Genomic DNA, 21,006 nt, shown 5'->3' with positions numbered 1-21,006 from the left:
GACCTAACCCTCTATTGAGTTACGAAATTCAACAGGAGTTTGTCCAAAGTGCTTTTTAAAGACCGTACTAAAATAGCCTGAATTTGAAAAACCAACTAAGTTGCTGACATCAATGATTTTCAACTGTTTATCTTTGAGTAATTGTTTGGCCTTGTCCATTCTCAGAGTAACGAGATAATCACTGAAGTTCTGTCCGACATGATGTTTGAAGGTTTCCGATAAATGGGCACTGTTAATGTGAAACAAACTAGACAAGGTGGTAAGCGATATTTCACTTGCATAGTGCTGGTCCAAATAGTGGCGGATACTATCAATTAACCTCTTATTGGAAAAACGAGCAAGACGAACTTTTTCAATGATTAATGACGCTAATTGAATCAAGTCGTCTTTCACTTTATGTTGAGAATAAAGCTTCCAAATGTTTTGTTGGCAATTCCAAATCGTATTTTGTATGTCCTTCGTCTCGACATCATACTTTTTGGCTAATGAACCTAACATAAATAACACCTGGTTGGCCGCAAACGAAAACGACATAACAGAACGACCTTCCAGAACCATCTGTAAATTATCTTTAAAGGCAGTAAAATCGAGATTCTCGATTGAATTCGTTATCCGTTTCTCGAAATCCGGAGAGAAATCAAAAAACTCTTCGCTTGCGGCCGATTGATCCATAACCTGTGACTTCGAACCAAGTTGACTTTGGCTCCATGCAAGTAAACTGGATATATAGCCGCTCCGATATTCTGACAAACCATTCACAATCGCACCAATACCAATGACAGTTTCTAATTTTAATAACTTGTTAATGTTAACCTGAATGTGCTGAACAAACTGGTCAGTTGAAGGAGAATTGGACTCGATTAACGTTAAAAATTGAACCATATTAGGATAACTTGGGTCTGTAAACACATAAGCTGTTTTCTGCTGTTGGGCGATTTCCTTACACAACAGCTGGAATGGCAGCCTTAGTTCCTCGAGGCGATTGGAACCATGGCTTTCTCTAATTTCCACAGTTATAAACTGTACTTTTCCATTTTCATTTGCCAGTTCTTCTAACTGAAGCTGCTGCAGCCTTTCCGTCACAATCGGAAGCTGCAATACTTCTTCTTTTGCTAAATGAAGAATAAATTGTTCCTGCAATTCTTGTAAATGAGAATGAACAAGGCGGCTCATTTGCGCGATTTCAGCTTGTTTTCTTTTCTCATCCGTTACTTCTTTCCGTATCTTTCTCAATGCTTCTACTAATTCATCAGGGGCCACAGGTTTCAGTAGGTAGTCTTTAACGCCTTGTTGCAGTGAATTCCGCACATAATCAAAATCGGAATAACCTGATAAAACGATGACTTTTACATGAGAGAACTCTTGGTGACAGCGTTTTGCCAACTCTACCCCATCCATAATAGGCATTCTCATATCCGTAATTACTACATCAATAGCTTTGGTTTGGAGTATTCCAAGAGCTTCTTCCCCATTGGAAGCCTCTTCTACAAGTTGAAATCCCTCTTCATCCCAGTCCACTTTTAAGCGTAAACCTTTTCGGATTTGAATTTCATCGTCAACGATTAACACCTTCATCCTGTCTATCCCCCCTTTTTATATCAATCAGTAGTGTAATCTTAGTGCCTTCATTTTTTTTAGATTCAATGCGATAGGAAAAGTCATTTCCATACGTAAGCTTCAATCGTCCAAGTACGTTTCTTAGACCAATGCTGTTGCCTTTACTTTCCAACGCCACCATCGTTTCATCCGTTTCCTGTAAGGTTGAAATCATCTCTTCTGACATCCCTATGCCTTTGTCTTCTACGGATATGTTGATCTGGCTTCCAACCTTTTCAGCTTTAATAAAAATATCTGCAAACGTCTTTTCGCTGAAACTATATTTCACCGCATTCTCCACGAGTGGCTGCAAAATAAACTTAATGACAGGAAGCATTTCTGTATCAGGGTCTACATCCATATGAATGTCAATCATATCCTCATATCTCAACTTTAAGATGTTCGTGTAACTTTTGATATAGTTTAATTCTTCACGTAAAGAAACAATATTGCTTTTTGTATTTAAGGAATATCTCAACATCTTCCCTAAATATACGCTAACATTCATGACCTCTTTATTTTTCTCTTGAAGTGCTAAACTGCCTATAATTTCAAGCGTATTATTTAAAAAGTGAGGATTAATCTGTAGTAATAAGGCTTTATATTCCGCATCCTTCCGGCGTAAATTAGCTTCATATTCTGTTTCAATTAAGGTCTGTAATCTGTAAATCGTATGATTGGTAACATCAATAAGGTAATCAACTTCATTATTTTGATATTTGCTGTCTGGCAGCAACCGCTTGGCCCCTGAAAAATCTCCCCGTTCGATGAATCTCATCGCTTTTGCGAGTTTTCCTAAAGGGCTTGTAATCGTGTTAGACATAAAATACGAAGCGATAATCGTTATGATAAAAAGGATGGCACTTGTTAGCAAAAGGCTCTGCTGCAAATGATTGACCCTTGCAAATAATTCGGACTCCGTCACTTCACTAACTAAGATCCAATCACCAACTGACATCTTTTGAAAGAAAACCAAATATCTTTCATTCTGATAAGCAGCCTCAATGAGTCCTTCCTGGTCATTGCTAGCAGTAATTTGCTTCAAACTTTGCTGCAGAATTGAACTGGGTGTCTTAATCTTTCCTGACAAAACGTTTTCCCCGTTTTCATTTAACAAATAGGTATGCTCATTTTGTCCGTTATTTATTTTATTTAGTGCGGTTTCAAGTAAAACCGAAGGGAAATTCACCTTTATGACCCCTGAGGATATCATCGTATTGGTATCAATAAGGGGGAGAATATAGCTATTGATCTTCTTTTGTTGCATTTCGTGACTTTGTTGAAATGGATCAAAATGTGATTTTACATAGTCCTGGTTATTTTGGGTATAATCTTGATACCATTCCGTTTCATGAAGGGTTGAATGATTTCCCCAAGACCCTGTTCCATCATCAAGCAGCACGGAAATGGACATGGCATTAGAATTATTAATCATAATGGAGGATAGATCCTGTCTGAGCTGATTCAACGATGAATCAATTTCATCCTTCTCTGCACCCTGTCTATTTAACCTCAGCCATTCTTGTGTGGTTTGATCAACTAGGACTTGTTTGCCCAAATCTTCTGCCTGGGTAGTGATGGAATCAACATATAGTGAAAACTGATCCATCATTTCAATGGTCAATTCTTGTGTCTGCTCGCGGATTTCAGTTGTAAAAAAGCTAGGAATAATGATTGATAGAATGACAAATGGAATCGTCAGCAAACATGTAAAAATAAACAGAAATCGGTTTCGTAATGAAAAAAGCATGATTTCCTCCCTTCCAAACGAAGTCAAGTAAACCCTTTCAATAATGAAATAATAGGAATAATCCATTATAGCACTTAAATAATGCTAGACTCTAGTACGTGAAAAATAGCAATCATTTGTAATTTTTGATACTGACCAGCAGATGTGTCAAAATAGGAAGTGGTGAATCGCAGTAAAAATTTCCCTTAATGGAGGTTACGATGATGAGAACAATTAAACTAGGAACTAGTTCATTAGAAGTGCCTGTAGTAGCCGTCGGCTGCATGCGCATGAAATCATTAGAAACGAAGGAAGCTGAAACCTTTATTCAAACAGCTCTAGAACAAGGGGCAAATTTCTTCGACCATGCTGATATATACGGAGATGGAAAATCTGAGGAGATCTTCGCAGAAGCAATCCAAATGAATGCGGATATTCGTGAGAAAATCATCCTGCAATCTAAATGTGGTATTCGCAAGGGAATGTTTGATTTTTCAAAGGAACATATTTTACATTCCGTCGATGGCATTTTGAAACGCCTGAATACAGAATACCTGGATACATTGCTCTTGCACCGTCCGGATGCATTAATGGAGCCTGAGGAAGTGGCAGAGGCTTTTGATATCCTTGAGCGTTCAGGAAAAGTACGCCACTTTGGAGTTTCCAACCAAAACCCGATGCAAATTCAGCTGCTGCAGAAATATGTGAAACAGCCGATTGTTGCAAACCAGCTGCAATTGAGCATCACGAACGCCAACATGATTTCAAATGGAATCAATGTAAACATGGTGAATGAATCAGCGATCAGCCGTGATGGCAGTGTGCTAGATTTTTGCAGACTGAACGACATTACCATCCAGCCGTGGTCACCTTTCCAATACGGTTTCTTTGAGGGTGTGTTCCTTGGCAATGAAAAGTTTCCGGAATTAAATCAGAAAATCGATGAAATTGCCGCAAAGTATGAAGTGAGCAATACCACCATCGCGATTGCGTGGCTGCTGCGCCATCCAGCCAAAATGCAGCCGGTTATTGGTACAATGAACGTGGACAGGTTGAAGGAATGTTGTAAAGCAAGCGAAATCGATCTAACACGCGAAGAATGGTACGAAATCTACCGTGCCGCTGGAAACATCCTGCCATAGGATAAAGCAAAGGAGTGCCGAATTAGGGCACTCCTTCTATTATGTGGTGTGCTGACGATAGGGTTTAACCCTATTCATCATCAACCTCGCCATCACCAATTTCATCCTCTTCCTCTACATCCTCAAGCTTTTCCCCTTCTTCAGGCGGCTCATCCCTTCCACAACCAGTTATGTTGAAAAGAGAAAAGCCTAAAAGCAACATCATCAATAACCGTTTCATCTTCATTCCAATCAAACCTCCTTTTCTCCTTAGCCTTTCCAGATTAACCAGCAATATGACAAATTTAAAATCAGTTTGGTGCCCAATTTGGTGCCTGTCACCACCCGTGGACAGTGTCCACGAGTGGTGACAGGCACCATTTATACATCACTGTATATTTTTTTCTTCTATGCTTTATACTATTCTTCTCCTTCTATTTCTTCTGTTTCCTCTGTTTCGCCGCCTGCGGTTTCTTCTTCTGGTTCTGCTTCTTCTTGCGCTTTTTCTGCTTTTATTCTTATGATTTCTTCTTCTAGTTGTTGGAAGGCGTTTAATCGATAGTTGGCGCAGGCCAGTAGGTCATCTATTATTTGAAGGAATTTTTCATAAGGAACTCCATGTTTGCTGCATCCAGTGATCAATTTGAAGAGGTCTTTTTCAAATAAATGATAGCGTTCTTTAAATGTTTTTGGATCCATGGTTAAGAAATACTCATCATCGACAACGAATTCGTTAAAGACCTTTTTGGTTAACCGCTTTTTTGTTACTTCTATTTCCTGTTTGTCCTGGTCATTGTCGTAATGAGCTTCATCCTCATACTCGGAACAAAGTGTATTATAGATCTTCTCAAGCAGCTCGGTTGGATTTAAATAGTTCAACTCTTCCACAAAAATCACTCCTACCTATATAGTTACCCAAAAAAGGAAATTTCCGACATGTAGATTTATTTTCATATGCCTATTGTTACGTTATTCTTGATGCCCTCTGTTTACGGGCACAATCTACAACCTCCCAGCAAAAAAAGCACAAAAAAGCACGCAGTTAAACTGCGTGCACCTCTTCCAAATCGGTTATACCAATACGCCTTCCTGATACTTTTTAGTAAGCGTTGGCCAGTATTCTTTATTAGCCTCAATTAAATCATCTAGAATTTGTTTTGCAACAATCGCAGATGGAATGGTCTTATTAAGGGTGAATGCTTGTAGTGCTTTTTCATAAGAACCTTCCGTGATCGCTTCTACTAAAATTTTCTCAGAAGCCAACTGAGTATCAATCATTGCTTTATGGAAATATGGAATTTCTCCAACATATTCAGGTACAGGACCTTTGTTTGTAATTAACGCAGGAACTTCAATCATCGCGTCCGCTGGCAGATTAGGAATGGTACCATTGTTCTCTACCATTACTAAATAGCGTTTTCCTAGATTTTGAGCGATAGAAACAGTTACATCGACGATAAAGATTCCATGAACACCAACGTGGAACGCGTCATCTAAAATACCTGTTTCTTCAAACTTTCGAACCGTTTCAAATAAAGACTGCTCACGGCCATCCATAACTTCATTGGCACGAGTATATTCTTTATTAGAATTCTCAACAATGTAGTCTGGCAGTAAATAATATTGCAAGTACGGATTTGGAATATAATCCGGGAAGAAATCCATAATTGGCTTAATATTTTTAAACGTTTTAATCCAAGAAGCATCTGCATGACGATAATCAATTTTCGAAATATCTTCTGTTAATAGACCCCACTTACTGATGTGTTCACGTAATTCCGGAAGACGGTCAACACCATCCACCTCAACCTTTGTGAACCAGCCGAAGTGATTTAAGCCAAAGTAGTCAACTACGAGGTCTTCACGATTAACGCCAAGGATTCCCGCCATGTTACGCATCGTTGCGACCGGCATATCACAAATATTAATCACTTTTGCATTTGGACGAAGCTTGCGGACACCTTCAGCTACAATGGAAGCAGGGTTTGAATAGTTTACAATCCAACAAGATTCTTTTGCATATTTTTCAACGAAATCAATCAATTCAACCATTGGAAAAATCGTTCTTAATCCGTACGCAAGACCGCCAGGCCCGCATGTTTCTTGTCCTACTACACCATGAGATAACGGAATTTTTTCATCAAGCTCTCTCATCGCATATTTACCAACACGCATTTGTGCAAACACAAAGTCTACATCGTCAAACGCTGTTTCAGGATCGGTAGTATCCATTACTTTAATCGAATCTGTATATTCAGCAATAACTGCTTTCGCTGCTACCACTACCTTTGATTGACGTTCTCCATCAATATCGTAAAATCTGATTTCCGATAACGGTAAATCTTCTAATCTATCCATTAAGCTTCTTACAATACCAGGTGTATACGTGCTTCCGCCGCCTGCAATCGCTAATTTATATGTTTTCATAGTTAAGTCCTCCTAATTTTTGATCGACTTGGTCTCGAACAGACTTCACATTCAATCCATAAACTACTTGAACATTGTTTCCTGACTTGATAACACCCTTAGACCCTGTTTCCTTTAGCAGCTGCTCATTTACTGCATTTGGATCTTTCAAAACAAGACGTAAACGGGTATAACAGTTATCAACATTTTCAATATTTTCACTTCCGCCAAGTGCTGTGACAATCGTTTCTCCAAGTGGAGAAGCATTTTTCCCTGCAACTGCGCTTACTTTCGCATCAGCTGGTGCTGTTTCTGCAGCTGCCTCTACTCCGTCTTCACGTCCAGGAGTTTTGAGGTTCATTTTTAAAATTAACGTTCTGAAAACCACAAAGTAAACAGCAAACATAATCAATCCTACTAAAATAAACATTGGCCAGTTTGACTTCGTTGTTCCTAATGGAAGGTTATACAGTAAAAAGTCAATCACACCATTGGCACCAATCGCATGGACACCAAAGATGTTCAATAACATCATCCCTGTTCCTGCTAACACAGCATGTGTAAAGAACAGAATTGGTGCAGTGAATAGAAATGCAAACTCAAGCGGCTCCGTGACACCCAGTAAGAAAGAAGTAAACGCCGCTGGTAAAAGAATCGCTTTTGCCATTGTCTTATTCTTTTTATCCGCTGTTACGTACATTGCTAAAGCGGCACCCATTAAACCAAACATTTTCGCTAAGCCGCGGGCATCCCAGTTTACCGTGCTGCTTAAAACAGCCACACTTGGATCAGCCATTTCGGCAAAGTAAATGTTTCTTGCTCCGTAAACCACTTCACCGGCAACATTCGCTGTACCGCCAAGTTCTGTATATAAGAACGGTGTATATACGAGGTGATGAAGTCCAGTTGGAATCAGGATTCGCTCTAAGAAACCATAAATTAAGAAACCAACATCGCCTAAGCTTCTAATTCCTGTTGCTAAAGCGGTAATACCATTTTGCACAAACGGCCAAAACTCTGCTGCCAATGCCCCTAAAATCATTGCACTTGGAATCGCGAGAATCGCTACAAAGCGATGTCCAGAATAAATTTGCATAACGCCTTTAAACTCGGTATCACAATATTTATTGTGCAGTACGCCGACGAGCGCACCGATTAAGATTCCTGCAAAAACTCCCATTTCTAACACTTGGACATTTAATACGGTTGCCTGTCCTGAAAGCTGCATAGCTTCTGGAGCTACTAAGCGCTCAGAAAGCTTTAAAACCTGGTGCATAGCATTAATAAAAATAACAAAAGTAACAAGTCCTGTTAAGGCTGCATAGCCTTTATCCTTCTTCGCTAATCCGATTGGAATTCCAACCGCAAAAACCAATGCAAGGTTCTGTAATATTGAAACAGCTGAAGAGGAGATAAACTTTCCGACATTTTGAACAGCCGGATTTTCAAGGAATGGAATGTATTGTGCTAAGTTCCCATTTCCAAATACATTTCCAAAAGCAATGAAGAGACCGATAATCGGTAATATTAATATTGGTGCAAACAAAGATTTTCCAAATAATTGGAGACCATTTATCACTTGTTTCATTTGCAGCCTTCCTTTCTTTTATGGGTAAACGCTATCATTTACATTTCACAGTATAGCTTGGATTTTACGGTCCAGGAAGGGGATAAGGCGATTCTGTAGCATGTTAACAAATAACGTAACATGTTACACACAAGGGCTAATATTCCTTCATAATCCCTCTTTTAACCGCCAATATAAGAATAATATCAATTAACATAAACATGTTGGATTCAAACGAGGTAACCTGAAACTCCCGCTGTGACTCGATGGTAGGATCAAGCACGGAGAAAACAATATCGGCCATCTGTGCGGTAGTACTCTTACTATTGCCTGTAAAAAGGACAGTTTTTAATCCTTTATCTTTTGCGATTTGAACCTTTTCAATCACTTTACTGGTTTCACCTGAACGCGAAAAGATAATCAGCAGATTATACTTTTGAATATTATTGAAAAAAATCGCCCTGCTGTCGCTTGTAGATGCGTTCGAAACATAATAGCCAAATAACTCAAGTTTCTTTGCGAGATAGTTGGAAAATAGAGTGGAAAATCCGGCACCGTAGAAATAAACCATCTTATTACGTTCAATTTCATATAAGAAATCTTCTATGTCCTTTTCGTCGATGGAACGAAAAGTGCGCTCAAAGTTTTGACCAAATTCTAGAAGGGCTTCCTCAAAGGGTCCGTGGATGCCAGTCACAGACCGATTTTCAGAGTCGGCCGTTTTCACTACTTTTAAGCCTAAGTTATAAATAAATTCACTATATCCGCTAAAACCGAGCTTTTTACAAACCCGAATAATCGAAGTCGTTGAAACAAAAAGATCATCTGCCGCTTTGCGGATGCTTGGCTGTTGGTTTTCAAATTTCTTTTGAATTAAATAAGACAGAATATCCTTATCTGATTGATTCAAGTCCTTATCGTGAATGTAATCTAAAAAAACCTTCTCTGACTGTTCCATATTACAACCTCAACCCTTTATTATTTTTTCTTAGTATAACTCCTTGTTCTTTTCCCATTACAATGTGTCGTCACCCGTAAAAAAGAATCCTAATCGGATTATGGATTAGGATTCGATGGATTATGATACTTTATTTGCGAGGATTGTCACCACTGGTAAGATCGTGCCAATCATTTTATTTATGTATAGCAAGTATTTTCACATTTTTTCCTTGCACATTGATTCTTCGGTATTATCCACAATCTTTTTGCCCAAACGATTGTCGCTTTTTACCTTCTAGCTAGTAATAAATGCTTTAGTTGTAAGAACCCATCCATTTATTATACAAGAATAATAGGGTGCGTCAATTCCCCTATATTAAGAAATACTACCCCAAAATAATCTGCCCATAAATAAAGAAACCGTCAAAACGGTCAAGCTCACAAAGCTTGACCGTTTTTCATTGATTCATAATCTTATTTCTTTGCCATTTCTAGAGCCATGTCCAAAACCGCTCCACCGTTCATTGTTCCATAAAGAATGGAATCAATAACCGCAACGGGAATGCCCTTGGGTTCTGCCTCGCTTTTTACTTTATCCAGTGCATAACGAGCCTGAGGTCCTAATAGTACAACATCTGCTCCATCTAGTTCATCATAGATTTCTGTTGCCGGCATAGCGGTAATATTCGCAATAATCCCACGTTCCGCTGCGACCTTCTCCATTTTGCTGACCAGCATACTTGTTGACATACCTGCAAAGCAGACTAAAATGATATTCATTTTTTGTTCCTCCTATTTCTTTACTAGTTTAATGAGTTTTTTCAGCAAGTCCTCACTTATATTCTTAAAAGGAGAACGTTCAACCCTCACTGCGGTTCCGAAATGATATTCTGGGGCATTTGTCCCTTGCATGATTTCGGTTACATTTTCAAAGTTCAAGCCCCCTCCAACCAAAATTTTGATGTGATCGGAGTGAAGAATCATATTTCGAATAATCTCCTTATTGTTACTCAAGCTGCCTTTCCCGCCTGATGTCAGAATTCTATTTATGCTTTTATAGTTTGAAAGAATCTTTACTCCCTCCACAGGATGTTCCAGTTCATCGATGGCTCGGTGAAAGGTAACCTCTAATCCTTTAGCGGCTTCCAGGAGTCTGTTAAGGCTCAGTTCACATATTTGGTTTTGTTCATTAAGAGCGCCAATCACGACACCATTGGCTCCAAGTTCCTTGGCCATTCTAATGTCTTGTTTCATCATTTCAATCTCTTCCTCACGATAAACAAAGGATTGGGAATGCGGTCTTATGATCACATTGACCGGGATGTTCACAGATTCAATCACTGATTTCATGAGTCCATAGCTCGGCGTTAATCCGCCTTCAGAAAGAGCACTAACAAGCTCAATCCTGTCGCCGCCACAGGCTTCAATCTTCTTTGCATCCTCAATCGCAGATGCAATCAGCTCAATCTTTACACCGTCCCCAGGGATCGTAAGTGCACATTTACCCTTCCCCGAACTCTTCTCACTCATGACGAAACGCCCATTTTTCCATTTGTATTTTTGCTTTCCAGAACACCTGCTTCTTCAGCTACCTTTTTCTTATCCATCACGGCGATGAACGGAAACCAAATGAGCATGACGATGACGATATCGACTAATTGAAGCAAAGCACCTGACCAATGTCCAGTGATCAGGAATCCTTGGATTAAAGGTGGGGTGGTCCATGGGATGATTACTCCTGTCGGCCTGGCGACAATTTCAAGAGCCATCGCGCTGTAGTTAATAATGGTGATCACAATCGGTCCAAGCAGTAACGGAAGCATTAAGACTGGATTTAGAACTACAGGTAATCCAAACATGATCGGCTCATTGATATTAAATAAACCTGGTGCCAGTGACATTTTTCCAAGCTCTTTGTACTGCTTTGACTTTGACTTGTATAAAAGCACCAAGACTACCGCAAGTGTTGCACCTGCACCGCCAATCCAGATCATATCAAAGAACTGCTCTGTAATGATATTAGGTGCCACTTTCCCCGCTTCGATTGCGGCCAGGTTTTCGTCCTGAAGCGGTACCCAAAATGGTCTCATGATTCCATTTACAATCGTTCCGCCGTTTAATCCCAAACACCAGAGAAGACTGATGGCAAATACCGTCCCGATGGCACCGAAAATATTATTCGCGACCAAACTCTGCATCGGCAGTGAAACCACTTGGTAGATAAAATCATGGATATTTTCGTATGGTGTCTGCATGAATAACAATCGGACCAATAGCATCACAACAATGATGACAAATCCCGGCAGAAGTGCAGAGAATGCCCGTGATACTGCCGGCGGCACACCATCCGGCATCCTGATGATGATTCCTTTTTTTATAAAATAATTGAACATTTCCGTTGCCACTAGAGCCGTAATAATGGCTACAATAATTCCATTCGTACCGTACCAGCCGCCAACTGTGATAACCTTTTCCACCACATGTGACGTCCCATCAATGTCAATGGTCGTGGTAATCGGTGTTAACAGGATAAAGGCACTAATCGATAACATCGCAGACGAGAAGGCATCGATTCTATACGATTGTGCGAGTTTATACGATATCGCCGCAACAATAAAGATCGACATGATATCATAGGTTACCCGCTTTGGAAGAATAATAAATTGATTGAAAAATTCCCCAAAGAGTTTGACCTGCAGCTCCTGCCAGCCTGGTGCAGGGAAATCTTGAATAATGATAAAGATGGAACCGATAATTAAAAATGGAATAAACGAAATAAATCCGTCTCTGATCGCAGCAAGATGTCTTTGCCCAGCCACCTTTGTTGCAGCAGGCAAAAGCTTGGTCTCAAGGAATCTTTGAATTTTTTCCATATACTGTACCCCCTTTTATACTATATAGGGACCTACAATCCCTCTAAATTTCTATTCAACAGGACTAGTTATCCGCTTGGTATAGGCTTCAAGCCATTCCTCCGATGCCGGTTCATATACGGTTTTGTCCCCTATCGGATAGGCCACATACACCATTGGCATTTCCTCTGAGGTGGCGGCGGCGAAGGAGAACTCCACATTGGTGCCGACTCCCCACTCACCACGGTTGTTCATGGCAATCACTGACATGGCTCCTGCTTTTCCGCTTTTCTCTGTCAGATATCGGGTAAACTGATACACCACACGCTCAGCAGCGGTCTGAGGAGGCACGCCCTCTTTCATTAAACGGACCACTTCATAGGATACACAGCCCTTCATCAGATCTTCGCCAAGCCCGGTTGCCGATGCTCCGCCTATGTTGCTGTCAACGTAGAATCCTGATCCTGATAATGGGGAATCCCCCACTCTTCCTCGTTTTTTCATAAACAATCCGCTTGTGGATGTGGCGGATGCCATCTGTCCCTTGGAATCAACGGAAACCATCCCAACCGTATCATGACCATCGTAAGGGCTCAGGTTTTTCTCGCGAATCTCTTTGACTCGTTTTTCCCAAAGCTTTCTTGCCCTGTCCGTCAGCATATTCCTTCTCTCAAAACCATTCTTATGAGCATATTCCTCGGCACCATTTCCAACTAGGAAGCTATTAAATCGATCTTTACTCAGTCGTCTTGCGATGGACACTGGATTTTTGTAGTCCCTTATCCCAGCAACGGCACCGATTGAAAGGGTATCGCCATCCATGAACGCGGCATCAAGTTCAACCTCGCCATTTTCATTTGGAAGTCCGCCATAGCCCACCGATTTATAAAGGGGATAATCCTCTACCATTCCTACAGCTATCTCCACTGCGTCACCAGAACTTCCGCCTTCCTTAAGCAGATCACTAGCCGCTTCCACGCCTTCTTTGGCCATACGCCAGGTTGCAATAATCCCCCACTTCACCTTCATCCCTCCTTATTTCTCCTCTAATCTTTTATACAAATGAAGCATTTCACCGATTAATGTTTGACTCAGCAGGGCATTCATTAAATGATCCTGCGCATGAACCATAATGATGGAGTATTCTGATTTATTCCCTCTTGATTCCTCCACTATCAAACTCGTTTGGGCATTATGTGCCTTTGCTAGTGACGTGTTTGCTTCGTTCATTAGATTATCTGCTTCTTGAAACTTCCCTTCTCGTGCATACTGTAGAGCACTCATCATCATCGATAAAGCATCCCCTGCCGATCCGATAATCTCAAATGCAGTTTGTTCGACCTCTTGCACTAGCTTCACCTCCTTGTTGTAAAATCTTACTTAAGTTGTATTATAGTTTTCTATCATGTTCTGTCTCCAATAAACATTTTCCTAACAAAGAGGAAAAAGTCTATGGTGGGCAGTACGGAAGCGAAAATGCAAAAAAAATCCCAGCCGAAGCCGGGACTAAATTGCATCATAGGTTAAAATCCGCGAGATAAAGTCGTCAAAATTTCTAGATTTGATTAGGTACTGTACCCCCTCCGGTTTTTCAACAATTTCAATAATATGCTTATAAAGTTCGTTTAATTTCTTTCTGTCCGCTTCCTTAAGGGCAAACATAAACACAAGCTGAACCTTGTTTTTCCCCCACAGCATAGGCTTTTGCAGGATGGCCGCTGCAATGACCGTTTCATATGAATTCATCACAATCGGATGCGGAATCGCAAGAAGATTTCCAAAGGACGTAGAAGAAATCTTCTCCCTTTCAATCACGAGATGGACATATTCCTCTGGCGTATACCCCTTTGTAGAGAGCTGATTCCCCAGATATTCAATCACATCCCATTCATCCTTACACGTCATGCCCTTAAAGAAAAGATCTTTTCTAAAAAAATCGTTCACATCATTCAAAAACCGAGATTTTCCGATATCCTGTCCTGATAGATATAAATGTTGATTTATTTTTTCAATATCGTTCAGATCAAGAAATGGCGATACCTCTATCACCTTAAAGTCCAGTTCATAATCAAATTTTACGGTAGAAAGGATGAGGTCCGGCTCCTGCTCCCTCAGCTTATTCAACTCCATAAAGGAAAACGTTCCAAGGACTTCAATCTTGTCTTGATACACGGAATGCAGTTTTGACTTCAACAACTCGCTTGTGGTGTATCCCGTCGGGCAAATAAGAGCAATTTTCCGTTTGATGATCAGGTTTCCATTGAGACTATCAAAGGCTGCTCCGAGGTGGAGGGCAATAAATCCAATCTCATCTTCCTTAATGACGTGTCCCGTTATTTTGTAAAATTCCTTCGAAACAAAAACAGCAAGTTCAAAGATAAACGGATATTTTATTTTCAGTTCATCCAGCAAGGGGTTACGTAACAGAACATGGCTGGTGATTCTATCCATCAGTCTTTTAGTATGTAGACATAATCCGATAAAGAGGTTATCGTCCTCTTCAAAGCTGATTCCGAATTCCCTGTTGATCGAAGCAATCAGCGTCTCCGTAAGACTTGCTATTTGGGGGTCGATCATCCCCTCAAGTTCAATTTTCTTCTTATATTTATTTTTAATAATGCTTTTCCCTAGGATAAGGTAGGAAATATAGATGATATCTCCTCGAGGGAACCTGACTCCAAAATCATCCTCTAACTGGCCGCAAAGCTCTTCAGCCATTTTATATTCCCGCATTTCCAATACCTTGTCCAATTCCTCTTCCATATCAAGGATATTTTCACTTTTAATCCGGTCAATGGTGATCGCGATATGGATGACGAGATTGACCACAGCCATTTCATTAAGATGAATACGATATTTCGCTACAGCCTGCATCAGCTTTCTTTGAATAAGATTTAAATCGAGGTGATGAAAGTACCGTTCATATTTGAAAATATTAAAAAAGTTTCTGTTCGTTTCCTTAAATAGTAGCTCACTAAATAGCGCTCGTTTATCCTTTTCGCTTCCTGCTAACGTGATGGCTGCTACCTTCCTTGTTAGTCTTAGGTCCCGGTTGTTTTCAGAAATCAGCTTCTTAATTTCCTTCATATCATTTTCAATTGTTGCTTCACTGACCAGAAGCATTTCCGAAAGTTCATATAGATCTAGCTCCCTGTTCCGAAAGAGGAGGTGTTTCAAGATATAGTTGATCCGCTCTTCAGGAAGAACAGGAATCCCTTCTCCTTCATAAGCAACAATCTCACTGGCTTTAACGTAATCCGATAAATGATAGCCTTTTTTATTTTGAGACACGATTAGGTCCGTATTTACTACGGAATTAATATAGGCGATATCGTTTCGTACCGTCCGATCCGATACCCCTAGCTCAGCAGCCAACTCTCCTCCTTTCATCACTGCCTTCTTTTCATAGAGCATTTTTATAATCGTTCGTTGACGGGGATGAAAATTATCCATTTAGGGTGACCTCCAGATAAACCGCGTTGTCGTAACCATTTTTCATCTATTATATCAGAACCATAGGCATTCCACAGGGACAGTTTAAAGTGGTCAATTGGTAGTTTTGTGCGCGAAAAGGCCCAACTAGTAGATTAAGCTAGTTGGGCTTTTTCGCGTATTTAGAGATGTTCCTTCTCTTAATTTTGTGTTTCAAAAACGCTGATTTCGTACAATGAGTAGCCCCAGCCGCCAGCACGTTTAATGCCCTGCATTTTAACATATCGGGCGTCGATTGCCGGGAACTGAATTTCGTCGATTCCTCCGTTGCTGTTTAGCTCTGTGTATACATCTGTCCACTGGCTGCCGTCGGTTGATACCTGAATTTTATATTGTTTTCCATAAGCCGCTTCCCAGTTTAATTTCACTTTATCAATGGAATACACCTGCCCTAAGTCAACAGTAATCCACTGATTATCGGTGTACAAGGAGGCCCATCTGGTATTATTGTTGCCGTCTACAGCAAGGTTCGGTGTCAGCCAGTCGACTTCACTCGAAGAAGCAGTCACCTGTTTTCCTTCCGCTAAATTCTTCCCGTTAAGCGCACGGTCAAGGAACGTCGGAACCACGCCAATACTCAACTTCTGAGGGATTTTGTCCATCGCTGTCATCGATTGCTGCAGGACCAATCTTGCTGCAGCAGCCTCTGCCTCATTCCCGCTCTGTTGAGCCAGCACCATGTTAACGGCTGCTTCACCCGTTTGTCCAATTAGCTCCAGTTTGTTTAAATATCCAGCCACCTCTTTCAAGAAGTTCGGATTATTGACCTGATTGTGCAGCTGGCTGGGAGCTTCCTTCAACTTTTTGAATTCTTTTAACAGAGCAGTGCCAGCTTCTGAAACTCCCTGACTGTCCCCGGCTTCCTCAGAGGACCAAAATTCCTGAATCAACGGCTTTAATCTTTCTGAAATCGGCTCCTGGTTGCTATTGAGACTCGTAGCATACGAGGCTTCCACTAGAAGATTTAAAGGTTCATAAGCCGCTGGAGCAAATTCCATCAGGCTCCGCTTTAACGAGTCTGCTGGATCATAGGCTTCAGGATTCCACGTATAATCAGCAACTGTAAACAATGGGATTTTCGAAGCCTCGGCCTCATTCATCGGGTTGGCCGTTAAGCCAATCACCCCATGTTCTGGTGTTAAATCCGAATCCCGGCCGGTCAGCGGTGCAAGGAACAAGCGGTTTCGGTCAAAATCATTGACCGGATAGTTATCCCAAATTAGTAAATCGTGTTTAAAAATTCCATGGATTTTATCGGCATCCTCCGAGGTAATCGTAGGAGCAACAACACCAATTCCTGTCCATTGAACAATGATGTCAGGCTGAACCAGATCCGCAAATCGTTCTCGGTAAGGAGTAGTGCCCGCCTGATAATAATCGGTCGGCACCGTGATCAAACGCTCTGCCCCTTCGTGTTTTTGAATAAATTCTTCATTGAACCGATTTAATAGATACGCTTGTGCCGCTGCCGGCGGGTTTCGATCGCTGCCAAACATCGCCCTGTCTTCTGGTGAACGAAGGCTAGGGTCAATATCATCGAGGAATAAAGCAAACGATCTTACACCGATATCCCACATTGCTTGTGCCTTATCCATTAAAGCCTGTAGGTCACCCTCACTGGAATATGTAATGGTATTCCCTGGCGAAATCGCAAAGGTAAAATCGACATGGTTATCGTGAGCTGTCTGGACGAGTTGTGCAATCTCCGCTAACTTCTCCGCCGGATACGGCTCTTTCCATTTTTCGCGGTGGTATGGGTCATCCTTTGGGGCATAAATATAGCTATTCATCTTATGCTCGCCGTAAAATTCTAACTGACGCAAGCGGTCTTCATGGGACCACGGCGCACCATAAAAACCTTCAATCGAGCCTCTGATCGGCATTGTTGGCCAGTCCTTAATTTCCACCTCAGGAATCCAGTCATTTCCTTTCCGCTCGACAATAATTTGTTTGAACGTTTGTGTACCATAATAGGTACCTTCCTCATCATGACCGGAGATAACAATATGTTTCTTATCGTGAGTCCCGTACTTGGAAGCAACAATATACCCTTCCTTTTTCGTCATCTCTAAGTCCTCGAGACCCGTGTGCTCCTGGATGATTTTTTGTTCATCAGGCTTAGTGAACTCCCCTAGCCAAATGATGACAGGTGCCTGGAGTTTAGGGTCTTTCATACCACTTTCCACAATGTTGGTTACACCCGCTTTTTTTAGGGCTTGCTTCAATTCATTAATCGCAGCAGAATCGGTTCCTTCTTCTGTCACCAATGCGACTTTTGGGTTCAAAGGAAATCCATTATTTGTTTGTTCTAACGATTTCGGGATGGGCGATACCGTCAATTCATAGCTTTTACTACCCTGCGCTTTCCCGATATGTTGACTATCAAACGGAACCAATAACCCAGATACTATACAAGCTGAAACAACGGCCTTTATCGCTTTACTTTTTGCCAACGTAACCACCTCTTCTATTATCATTTTAAACAATCAGGGACGAACCTCAGGTTCCAAGATGATCAGGCTCTCAAGGATTCAGAAGCCTACCCATAGCCTTGACACAGAAAAAGGCAGGACAACACACAGCAACGGGAAAACCCCATTACCAAGTGCCGCCCTGCCTGATCAAGTCAGTAACATGCGATTTTGATATTCGTTCCTATAATGGATATTATATCCAATACGTCAATTTGGTTCATAGAGTCTAAAAACCTATCTTTGAAATCGTTTTCAATAATTAAGGTAGGACATTTTTCATATTGTTCGAAATGGTAAGAAATGAGGGCGAAATCAAAAAACCTGAGTCCGGTGGAATACCGAACTCAGGTCTTTTAAGTTGAATAAAAGTATTTATCTACTTTATTGGGTCAGTTCAAAATGAAGCAGTTCCCTTTATACATGGATGAATTTTATCTTTTGTCCAGGTTTGAGGTAGGACAGAAGCACGATATCTTCCTCAACAACTCTTCCCACCACATTCACCCGATCATCCGCTGGAAGGTCACAAAGTGTAATTTGAACCTCACCGCGGTATCGTCCATAGAGGTCGTTATCTCTTGTTATACTTCCAACAATACGCTCAGAAGTATTTTCTTGCGCGATAGGATCTACACTTCTAGTATCCATCAACCGTAAAACATCACGGGCAAAATCTGGACGGAGTTTAAACTCCCCTTCTTGAAAACCTTCAATACGTATAGCTACATGATTATTTTCATGAAAGTCTATTAGCCTTTTAAGAAGAGTCGCGCTAACCTCTGGATCACCGATATAGATATCTTCTACTCCAAAATGAGCTAACTCTAGTGCCGCCAAAAACGGATCCATTTCGCGGTGCTCTTCTAGTGTTGGCAGCCCTTCAAATAACGGACCGCGTTTTTCCCCATCACCTGGAATATAGGCACTTACCGGGATTCCATACTTCCCAAATAGTTCATTTTGCTTTTCAAAAAACCAGTCGGACAATCCTGTCTCAACTCTTGGATAGAAATTATGCCATGCCAAAAGCTGATCTGCTTTTAGACCGCCATCAAGCAGTGCACGAATATCATCCTCAAATAAAATGCTAGCATTCAGAGCTAACTTAAATTCAGCAGCCAGCTTCAAAATCAACTCGTTCTCAAAAAAGTCATCCAATCTAAGTCCGCTGACCCCAAGTGATTTTAACGCAAACAAGCTATCTAAACCTAAGTGTCCAGGTGTTTTTAACGATACATCTGCATACACTTCTATCCCCGCGTCCTTGGCACACTGAAGTAGTGTCATGGCACGACCTGCTAAATCACCAGATTCTTCCGGAATGTGAAGCGAGGTAAACGCCCGCTTCACACCCATTTTTCCAGCCATTGCAATTCGTTCTTCTGCTAAAGGATCATTTAAATAGAAGGAAATGCCGATCAATCAAATTCACCAGCCATCTCATCTTTGAAACCGAATAAATACGTGAACAAGAATCCTGCTGCATAGGCAATTAATACCCCTACTAAATAAAGGAGAACTTGGCCAGTAACAACTAGGAACGCAAGTGGTAAACCAGATACCCCAATTGCAACCGTTGCGATACCAAACGCTGCTTGGAACGCCCCGCCGACACCAGCACCTAAACATGCTGTTAAGAACGGACGACCTAAAGGAAGGGTTACACCGAAAATTAATGGCTCGCCGATACCAAGAATACCTGCTGGCAGACCGCCGCCAATCGCTCTTTTTAAGCGAGTTTTCTTTGTTTTTACGTAGATGGCAAAAGCAGCACCTACTTGCCCTGCTCCACCCATGGCTAAGATTGGAAGAAGCGGGTCATCACCGATTGTGTTAATTAACTCTAAGTGGATCGGTGTTAAACCTTGGTGTAAACCAGTTACAACCAGTGGAAGGAACGTTGCACCTAGAACGAAACCTGCTACAACACCACCCATATCAAGTAAGGAAGTTAACCCTTTTGTGATAATATCTGAAACAAATCCACCAAGCGGCATAAAAACAAGATAAGTAACAATACCAGTAACCAATAAAGCCACAGTTGGTGTAACGAATAGATCAAGACTTGTTGGAACAAACTTACGCACTCGTTTTTCGACTAAAGCGATAAAGATAGCAGCAAACAGAACTCCTATTAAACCACCGCGTCCAGGAAGTAAATCTTCGCCAAACAAATGAATACCTGCTACAGCTGGGTTGATAATTAAGATACCTGCAATCGCACCAAGTGCTGGTGAACCGCCAAATTCTTTTGCTGCATTGGTACCAACTAAAATTCCAAGATAACCAAATAATCCGCCGCCAATGACAGAAAGAATCGTTGCAAGCTGAGAATCACCTGCTAACCATCCAGCTTGGATAATCGCTTTTGTGATCCCTGTAATTAATCCTGACGCAACAAGTGCTGGGATTAATGGAATGAAAATTCCTGCGATTTTACGTAGAAACATTTTAAACGGTGTTGCATTCTTCTTGTTAATTTCAGCTTTTGTGCTCGCTGCCTTCTCCTTTAAATTGATACCGCCATCCGCGTCTATCAACTTACCAAACTCTTCTGTTACTTTATTTACTTTTCCAGGTCCAAGAATGATTTGAAGGGTTTCTTCCTCTACCACTCCCATAACTCCGTCTATCTTCTTAAGCGCTGCCTTATTGACAATAGACTCATCCTTCGGTGTAACGCGAAGTCTTGTCATACAATGTGTATAGTTGCCAATGTTCGAAGAGCCGCCTAATTGTTCAAGGATCTGTTCAGCTAATATTTTGTTTTCTCCAGCCATGAATTTCCCCTACTCTCTGTTGTATTTTTATCTTTGAAACGTGAATCTAT

General features: G+C 41.1%; 17 protein-coding genes. 1 reads left to right on the top strand and 16 read right to left on the bottom strand.

Translation table 11 applies throughout. The features are described from left to right. Window positions 1–3: 3 nt before the first annotated feature. Complete coding sequence (locus tag BANA01_RS17820; RefSeq protein WP_063254196.1) at window positions 4–1,575, bottom strand: response regulator transcription factor; 1,572 nt, start codon at window positions 1,573–1,575, stop codon at window positions 4–6. Then, window positions 1,556–3,346 (bottom strand): sensor histidine kinase, encoded by a 1,791-nt coding sequence (locus tag BANA01_RS17815; protein ID WP_063254195.1) that lies wholly within the window; start codon window positions 3,344–3,346, stop codon window positions 1,556–1,558. Before BANA01_RS17815 ends, BANA01_RS17820 begins: the two co-directional genes overlap by 20 nt. Before the next feature lie 203 nt (window positions 3,347–3,549). Between BANA01_RS17815 and BANA01_RS17810 the strand changes: the two genes are divergently transcribed. Beyond that, the gene (locus BANA01_RS17810) at window positions 3,550–4,467 is read left to right on the top strand and encodes an aldo/keto reductase (RefSeq protein WP_063254194.1); all 918 of its coding nucleotides are present in this window, start codon (window positions 3,550–3,552) and stop codon (window positions 4,465–4,467) included. Window positions 4,468–4,537: 70 nt separating this feature from the next. Here BANA01_RS17810 and BANA01_RS29600 read toward each other — a convergent pair whose 3' ends face one another. The 14 genes from BANA01_RS29600 to BANA01_RS17745 all read right to left on the bottom strand — a co-directional run bounded on the left by BANA01_RS29600 (window position 4,538) and on the right by BANA01_RS17745 (window position 20,956). Then, window positions 4,538–4,693: a hypothetical protein gene (locus BANA01_RS29600; protein WP_157411823.1), complete on the bottom strand. Its 156-nt coding sequence runs from the start codon at window positions 4,691–4,693 to the stop codon at window positions 4,538–4,540. Window positions 4,694–4,866: 173 nt separating this feature from the next. Continuing rightward, a complete protein-coding gene (locus BANA01_RS17805) occupies window positions 4,867–5,334 on the bottom strand; it encodes a hypothetical protein (RefSeq protein ID WP_063254193.1) in 468 nt (155 codons plus the stop codon). Window positions 5,335–5,517: 183 nt separating this feature from the next. After that, on the bottom strand, window positions 5,518–6,873 hold the full coding sequence (locus BANA01_RS17800) for a 6-phospho-alpha-glucosidase (RefSeq protein ID WP_063254192.1): 1,356 nt from the start codon (window positions 6,871–6,873) through the stop codon (window positions 5,518–5,520). Then, on the bottom strand, window positions 6,860–8,440 hold the full coding sequence (locus tag BANA01_RS17795; protein WP_063254191.1) for a PTS transporter subunit EIIC: 1,581 nt from the start codon (window positions 8,438–8,440) through the stop codon (window positions 6,860–6,862). The genes BANA01_RS17800 and BANA01_RS17795 overlap by 14 nt, the downstream gene beginning before the upstream one ends. A gap of 136 nt (window positions 8,441–8,576) precedes the next feature. Then, window positions 8,577–9,377, bottom strand: a complete 801-nt coding sequence (locus BANA01_RS17790; RefSeq protein WP_063254190.1) for a MurR/RpiR family transcriptional regulator — start codon at window positions 9,375–9,377, stop codon at window positions 8,577–8,579. Window positions 9,378–9,832: 455 nt separating this feature from the next. Further along, a complete protein-coding gene (locus tag BANA01_RS17785; RefSeq protein WP_063254189.1) occupies window positions 9,833–10,138 on the bottom strand; it encodes a PTS sugar transporter subunit IIB in 306 nt (101 codons plus the stop codon). Window positions 10,139–10,150: 12 nt separating this feature from the next. Further along, window positions 10,151–10,888 (bottom strand): copper homeostasis protein CutC, encoded by a 738-nt coding sequence (locus BANA01_RS17780; RefSeq protein ID WP_082799578.1) that lies wholly within the window; start codon window positions 10,886–10,888, stop codon window positions 10,151–10,153. Continuing rightward, a complete protein-coding gene (locus BANA01_RS17775; protein WP_063254188.1) occupies window positions 10,885–12,231 on the bottom strand; it encodes a PTS sugar transporter subunit IIC in 1,347 nt (448 codons plus the stop codon). The genes BANA01_RS17780 and BANA01_RS17775 overlap by 4 nt, the downstream gene beginning before the upstream one ends. A gap of 51 nt (window positions 12,232–12,282) precedes the next feature. Next, on the bottom strand, window positions 12,283–13,239 hold the full coding sequence (locus BANA01_RS17770; RefSeq protein WP_063254187.1) for a glycosylasparaginase: 957 nt from the start codon (window positions 13,237–13,239) through the stop codon (window positions 12,283–12,285). Window positions 13,240–13,245: 6 nt separating this feature from the next. Continuing rightward, window positions 13,246–13,560 (bottom strand): PTS lactose/cellobiose transporter subunit IIA, encoded by a 315-nt coding sequence (locus tag BANA01_RS17765; protein WP_063254186.1) that lies wholly within the window; start codon window positions 13,558–13,560, stop codon window positions 13,246–13,248. Window positions 13,561–13,716: 156 nt separating this feature from the next. After that, the gene (locus BANA01_RS17760) at window positions 13,717–15,663 is read right to left on the bottom strand and encodes a BglG family transcription antiterminator (RefSeq protein ID WP_063254185.1); all 1,947 of its coding nucleotides are present in this window, start codon (window positions 15,661–15,663) and stop codon (window positions 13,717–13,719) included. Between the two features lie 179 nt (window positions 15,664–15,842). Further along, a complete protein-coding gene (locus BANA01_RS17755; protein ID WP_063254184.1) occupies window positions 15,843–18,155 on the bottom strand; it encodes a glycoside hydrolase family 84 protein in 2,313 nt (770 codons plus the stop codon). Window positions 18,156–18,590: 435 nt separating this feature from the next. Next, the gene (locus BANA01_RS17750; protein WP_063254183.1) at window positions 18,591–19,598 is read right to left on the bottom strand and encodes a MupG family TIM beta-alpha barrel fold protein; all 1,008 of its coding nucleotides are present in this window, start codon (window positions 19,596–19,598) and stop codon (window positions 18,591–18,593) included. Beyond that, window positions 19,595–20,956: a PTS transporter subunit EIIC gene (locus BANA01_RS17745; RefSeq protein ID WP_063254182.1), complete on the bottom strand. Its 1,362-nt coding sequence runs from the start codon at window positions 20,954–20,956 to the stop codon at window positions 19,595–19,597. Before BANA01_RS17745 ends, BANA01_RS17750 begins: the two co-directional genes overlap by 4 nt. Window positions 20,957–21,006: the final 50 nt, after the last annotated feature.

Origin of the sequence: Neobacillus niacini NBRC 15566, assembly GCF_001591505.1 — a bacterium.
GTDB classification, from domain to species: domain Bacteria; phylum Bacillota; class Bacilli; order Bacillales; family Cytobacillaceae; genus Neobacillus; species Neobacillus niacini.
Note: the sequence above shows the minus strand (reverse complement) of the source record. Positions and strands in the feature narration are given on the sequence as shown.